General features: G+C 70.2%; 5 protein-coding genes. 4 read left to right on the forward strand and 1 reads right to left on the reverse strand.

What is annotated here, in order from left to right:
• The 3 genes from ABNT58_RS13595 to ABNT58_RS13605 form a co-directional block, all read left to right on the forward strand.
• On the forward strand, positions 1 to 1046 hold a 1046-nt coding region (locus ABNT58_RS13595), incomplete at its 5' end, for a TonB-dependent receptor (protein ID WP_348754005.1).
• Positions 1047 to 1059: 13 nt separating this feature from the next.
• Complete coding sequence (locus ABNT58_RS13600) at positions 1060 to 2202, forward strand: hypothetical protein (RefSeq protein WP_348754006.1); 1143 nt, start codon at positions 1060 to 1062, stop codon at positions 2200 to 2202.
• A gap of 29 nt (positions 2203 to 2231) precedes the next feature.
• On the forward strand, positions 2232 to 2441 hold the full coding sequence (locus ABNT58_RS13605; RefSeq protein WP_348754007.1) for a hypothetical protein: 210 nt from the start codon (positions 2232 to 2234) through the stop codon (positions 2439 to 2441).
• A 7-nt stretch (positions 2442 to 2448) separates the two neighbouring features.
• Here ABNT58_RS13605 and ABNT58_RS13610 read toward each other — a convergent pair whose 3' ends face one another.
• Positions 2449 to 3294 (reverse strand): IclR family transcriptional regulator, encoded by an 846-nt coding sequence (locus tag ABNT58_RS13610; RefSeq protein WP_348754008.1) that lies wholly within the window; start codon positions 3292 to 3294, stop codon positions 2449 to 2451.
• A gap of 365 nt (positions 3295 to 3659) precedes the next feature.
• Here ABNT58_RS13610 and ABNT58_RS13615 point away from each other — a divergent pair, with 365 nt between their 5' ends.
• Positions 3660 to 6383 (forward strand): PQQ-binding-like beta-propeller repeat protein, encoded by a 2724-nt coding sequence (locus ABNT58_RS13615; RefSeq protein ID WP_348754009.1) that lies wholly within the window; start codon positions 3660 to 3662, stop codon positions 6381 to 6383.
• Positions 6384 to 6453: the final 70 nt, after the last annotated feature.

A 6453-nucleotide genomic window follows, 5' to 3' on the forward strand; every position in this document is an offset into this window, starting at 1 on the left:
CCGATGGCCGCTACCCCGATGGCTTCGATGCGCAGCAGCCGCCGGGCACCCGCTCGTCGGTGGCCTGGGTGCTGCAGCATGCGTTCACGCTGGGCGCCGTGACGGTGACACCCGGCCTGCGCTGGGACCGCTACACGCTGGAAGCCGACGGCCCCGCGGCGCTGATGCGGCAGGCTGCGGGCGAACCCGCGCGCTACCGCTTCGAGCGCCACACACCCAGCCTGAGCCTGGCATGGAAGCCTGGCGCGGCCTGGTGGTTGAGCTACCGCGTGATTCAGAGCTTTCGGCCACCGCTGTTGAACGACTACTTCGGCATGGAAGCGGCCAACCCCTGCGGCGGGCTGCTTGACGGGCAGGGCGGCCAGTTGCTGCCCCATGGCTGTGGCGATGCGGTGCAGCCCACCGAATCGCTCAACCGCGAGCTGACGCTGGCCTGGACGCCGCCACGCTGGGCCTCGGGCGCCAGCACCCAGGCCCGGCTGACGCTCTACCGCATCGACTCGCGCCACCTCAACGGCGCCAGCTACCTGGCGGCCGAAGACGGCCGCGTGGTGCAGCCCTTCCGCGAGAAGCGCCGCGGCGTGGAAGTGGAAGTGCAGCACGAGCGGCGCGAGGTCTACGGCAGCTTCGGTCTGTCGCGCATCCTGGCCGAGCGCTGGCGCGACGGTCAACCGGCGCGTCCGTTCTTCGCCGGCATACCGGGCACCACCGCGAACCTGAGCCTGGGCCGCCGCTGGCAGCAGGGCCGCTGGGAAGCAGGCTGGCGGCTGCGCCAGATCTGGGACCAGAAGGTGTCGGAAGCGCGCCAGCTCAATGCCAACACCCAGTGGTGCGGCAAGGTGACTTCACAAGGCACCGTGCATGCGGCCAACACCCAGCAGGACGTGTATGCCTTCTGGCGGCCCACCGAGCGGGTGACGCTGCAGCTGGGCATCCACAACGTCTTCGACAAGCACTGGTGCCATGCCGGCGACGAACTCGGCAACGAGATCGGCCTGCAAGGCCCCGGCCGCAGCCTGCGGCTGTCGATCACCGCGCAGTACTGAAAGCACCTTGAACATGAGCCTGAAGTCGATGACCCTGGCCACCGATGGCGCCGGCCCCGGCCTGCCGGCCATGAGCCGCTGCGGGCGCTGGCGCCGCTGGGCCTGGCTGCTGGCCATGGCCTCGGCCACCGCGGCCTGCGGCGGTGGCAGCGGCGGTGGGGGCGGGCCGCTGCCGGCGGCCAGCCAGGCGCCGGTGCCTGTGCCCTCGCCGGTGCCGGTGCCTGCACCGGCGCCCGTGCCTGCACCGGCACCGGGCCCTGTTCCCGCACCCGCACCCGCGCCCGCACCCGCACCCGCACCCGCACCCGCACCCGCACCCGCGCCGGCGCCGGCGCCGGCGCCGGCGCCGGCGCCATCTCCTGCGCCTTCACCCGCGCCTGCGCCAAGCCCAGCGCCAGCGCCGGGCCCTTCGCCTGCGCCATCTCCTGCGCCGTCGCCTGCGCCCGCACCCACCCCCGCACCAGCGCCTCCACCGTCACCCGCACCCAGCCCCGCGCCGGCTCCCGCCACGGCCCAGGCCTGCCTGAACACCGCGCTCTACACCCAGGCCGGCACCGTCGCGCGCTACGAATACGCGCTGCGGCGGGGCGGGGTGGACCAGCGGGTGGAGGTCACCAGCACCGCGGAAGGCCCGGCCAGGATCGAAGGCCAGACCGCCTGGCGGCTGGCCGTGGCCGAAACCGTGCGCACACCGGGACAGCCCGACCAGCTGTCCAGCAGCCAGCATCACCTGCTGCTGGACGGCAGCCTGCTGCGGCTGCTGGCCACGCGCAGCGAGTTCGTGCAGGGCGGCGCCACCGTCACCCAGGCCATCGTGCTGTCGCCCGCGCTGCCTGAGCTGGACTTCGGCCTGGCCGCCGACAGCAGCCGCAGTGCATCGGCCAGCGCCCGCCTGAGCCTGGGCGCCGCGGCCACCACGGCCAGCACCGCCACCTGGAGCAGCGAAGCCACGCTCACCTTCACCGGCCTGGAGACGGTGCAGGTGCCGGCCGGCAGCTTTGCCCAGGCCTGCCGCTTCGAGCAGCGGCTGGTCAGTGGCGGCCACGTGCAGACCAGCCAGCGCTGGCTGGCCGCCGGCACCGGCGTGCTGCTGAAGATGACCAGCGGCAGCGACACCCAGGAACTGGTTTCCGCCCGGATCGACGGCGCACGTTGAACACCTTCACTCCCACCCCCCACCTCACCATGACGGAGCAACCCAGCGACCGGGCCCGGGCCCGCCTGTGCCAACTTTTCGACGAACTGCTGCAGCACGACGGCTTCGGCGACCTCAGCGTCGAGATGCGCATCCTCAAGCGCGGCCAGAAGGAGGTGCTGATCCGCTGCGGCAAGCAGTACCGCTACGTGGTCGACTTCGAGCCTGGGCCTGGCGCGCAGGCTTGTCTAGACAAGTAGCCGCCGCTCAACGCCCCATCACCCGCCGCACCACGGCCGGCGCGCCATCGGTGCGGTTGCCCCAGGTGCCGATGTTGGCCGCCTGCATCAAGGGCGATGCATTGCCTGCCACCGCCATCTCGGCGGCCACCTCCATCAGCTCGGGGCCGAACTGCAGCATGCGCGCTTCGGTCAGCCGCACCGAAGGCCCGGCCACCACGATGACGCCGGTGGCCGGCTCGCCGCGGCGCTGCACCGGCGCGGCCATGCTGCTCATGCCCGGCGCATAGGTTTCGCGCACCAGGCTGAAGCCGCGCTTGCGGTGCTCCTTGAGCAGCGTCATCAGCGCCTTGATGCTGCGCGGCGCATTGGGGCCGTAGCTGGCGCGGTCGCCCATGCCCTGGCGGGCCAGCGCCTGCATGGCCTGGTCTTCGGTCAGCGTCATCAGCCAGGCATGGCCGGCGGCGCTGCAAGACAGGTTCAGCTCGATGCCCATGTCGGGGTCGTAGCGCAGGCCCGAGCGGGCCCCCTGGGCCTTGGCCACCAGCGTCAGCCGCTCACCGTCGACGATGGCCAGCCGCACCAGTTCTTCCGTGCGCTCGGCCATGCGGTTGATCAGCGGCTGGGCGATGTCCACCACGCCCGACTTGCTCAGGAAACTCAACCCCAGCGAAGCCAGCTTGCTGGTGAGCGCATAGCTGCCGCGCAGCGGCAGCGCACGCACGTAGCCATAGCCGATGAGCTCCTGCAGCGTGCGGTGGCAGGCGCTGCGCAGCTGGTTCAGGTCGGTGGCGATGGCGGCCAGCGGCGCCCCGTCGGGACGGGCGGCCAGGTATTCGATGATGGCGATGGACTTCTCGAGGGCTCCGCTCACGCTGCTTGTGTCTCCTGGCAATGCCATTCAAGTTTTGAACGATTTCAAGAATATTGGAATGGTTTTGAGCTTCGCTGGCAACCTTCGGTCCGACGGTTGCGCCCTGGATGCGCACCGCACATTCAAAGAGGAGACACCATGACCCAGCATCCGCCCATCCCGGCCACCTAGCCGCGGCGCGCCCGCGCCCGCGCAGCCCGCCGCACACGATGCGCCGGCGCCTGCCGGCCCCGCGCCATGCCCGATCCCTGACGACCTGCCGGCTGAGCCGGCGGCGCCCTGTTGCGCCGCCGCGCCCGTGCACGGCCCTGCATCCCTGTGGCAGCGCACAAGCCGCTGCCTTCACCTCCACGAGGACACCCATGATGAAGATGAGTCACATCGCCACCGCTGCGCTGATCGCGATGGCCGCTTCGGCCAGCACCGCCGTGCTGGCGCAGTCGGCCCTGGCGCCTGCCGGCAACAACTGGCCTTTCGTGCACGGCAGCCTGGGCAGCCAGGGCTATTCGTCGCTGACGCAGATCAACAAGGGCAACATCAAGAACCTGGGTCCCGCCTGGGTGGTGCACACCAACGTGGAACCGGTGACGCAGCCGGTGCCTGGCCCCGGCAACACCGCCGTCGGCCAGCAGACCACCCCGGTGGTGGTGGACGGCGTGATGTACCTCGACACCCCGGGCGGCGGCGTGATGGCGCTCAATGCCGCCACCGGCGCGGTGAAGTGGAAGTGGCAGCCTTCGGTGGAGGCCAATGGCTTTGGCGGCATCAACCAGCACCGGGGCGTCAGCGTGGGTGAAGGCCGTGTCTACACCACCGCGGCCGGCGGCCGCATGGTGGCCTTGAACCAGGAAACCGGCGCGCTGATCTGGGCCGTGGTGCCCACCTACAACGGCACCGCGATCGGCGGCATCGGCAAGGTGGCCACCATGTACCACGACGGCATGGTGTACCAGGGCACCAACGACAACGGCCGCGGCGCCATGGTGGCGGTGCGGGCCAGCGACGGTGCCACGCAGTGGGTGTTCTACAGCGCCTACCCGCACGGCACCAAGTTCACCGACGTCAACGGCACCACCTTCGATGCGGGCGACACCTGGACCACCCGCAACAGCCCCAACGACACGCCCAACGAGTGCTACCTCAATGCCGGCGGCTCGTCGTGGATCCATCCCAGCTTCGACCCCGAGCTGGGCATGCTGTACGTCACCTTCGGCAACCCGCGCAGCTGCACCGGCGCGCAGTGGGGCAGCGACCGCCCGGGCGACAACCTCTTCACCAGCTCGCTGGTGGCGCTGGACCTGAAGACCGGCAGCTACAAGTGGCACTTCCAGTCGGTCAAGCACGACGTCTGGGACATGGACAACGTGCACACCCCCAGCCTGGCCGACGTGCAGATCGGCGGCCAGACGCGCAAGGTGGTGTACTACGGCAGCAAGTCGGGCCACCAGTTCGTGCTGGACCGCACCAACGGCAAGCCGGCCCTGCCGGTGGTGTACCGGCAGGTGCCCACCGATGCGCGCCAGTCGCAGCCCACCACGCAGCCGTTCCCGGCGTCGGGCCCGTTCCAGGAACAGTGCCTGGTCTACCAGAACCTGGGCTCCGAAGTGCCCGGCGCGCCCAACCGCGCGGTGCCCAACTGGAACGGCTACCAGGCCCAGCCCGACCCCGAGAAGCCGGGCCAGTACAAGCTGGTGCTCAACCCCGACAACTACCTGAAGAACGACACGCAGTACCTGTCGGGCACGCGTGAAGGCTGCATGTACGACCCGCACTGGAACGACAGCAGCATGTCCCTGTCGATGACCAGCCAGAACGGTGCGGCCGACTGGTCCAACGTGTCCATCAGCCCCAGGCTGAACCTGCGCTACATCGGCATGTCGTACAACCCGGTGGCGCACGGCGCCTTCCAGGGCGGCAACGGCCTACGGCAGATCGGCGGCTACCAGACCGGCGGCGTGGTGGCGGTGGACGCTTCCACCAACCTGCCGGTGTGGCGCCAGTACTTCGGCCTGGGCGGCGACGTGGCGCACGGCAACCACCCGCTGGTGACGGCCAGCGACCTGCTGTTCATCAACCGCGTGGACGGCTGGCTGGTGGCCATGGACGCCCAGACCGGGCAGGAGCTGTGGCGCTTCCAGACCGGTGCGCCCAGCGCCTCGGGCGTGGTGACCTACACCGTCAATGGCGAGCAGTACATCGCCATGCCCGCGATGGCCGGCACCCAGCCTTATGCCCAGCAAGGGCAGGGCGCCGCGGTGTGGGCCTTCAAGCTCGGCGGCAAGGCGGTGTACACCACCGGCCCGCGTGCCAACCCGGTGGTGGTTTCGGGCAGCAGCGAAGCGCCGGCCCCGGTGCCCATCACCAACCTGCGGCGCCCGGTGGACAACACCGCCGGCACCGACATGCCGGCCAACACCATCTACCTGGCCCGCAACAACGCCACGGCCACCGCCACCAAGGACAGCGTGACCACGGGCTCGATGGTGCCCAGCCGGCTGACGGTGCCGGTAGGCACCACGGTGACCTTCACCAACCCGGGCGATGCCACCTTCGGCGTGGCCGGCAGCGGCAACCTCAAGGAGCACTGCGCCACGCAGTACTTCGAAGGCAAGTTCAATTTCCGGCTGCAGCCGGGCCAGTCGGCGCAGTACAAGTTCGACCGCGAGGGCGAGTACTACTACAACGACTGCACCGACCCGCGCCCCACCGGCAAGGTCACGGTGACGCTGGCCGCGCAGGAACAACCCGGCGCGCTGCAGTTCACGCCCAACACGCTGAACCTGCGCCCGGCCAACGGCGTGTTCACCAGCGTGCAAGGCCTGGTCACGGCCACCTTCAAGCTGCCCGCCGGCTACACGCTGGACGGCAACGTGCAGCTGAAGACGCCGCTGACGCAGCAGACCTTCCCGGCCGTCAGTGCCAGCACCACGTCCGACGGCAAGACGCTGGTGGTCACCTTCGACAAGGCGCTGGTGGACAACAACATCCCGCAAGGCAGCGACGTGCCGCTGACGGTGTCGGCCAACTTCATGCACCAGGGCGTGCAGAAGAAGCTGACGTCCACCGCCGCCGTGCGCGTCATCAAGTGAGGTCCGTGATGATCCGACGTTTGAACCTGAGCGCCCGCCTGCGGGCGGTGCCGGCGGCAGTGCTGCTGGC

The organism is uncultured Aquincola sp., from assembly GCF_964001545.1.
In the GTDB taxonomy this organism is placed as follows: Bacteria; Pseudomonadota; Gammaproteobacteria; order Burkholderiales; family Burkholderiaceae_C; genus Aquincola.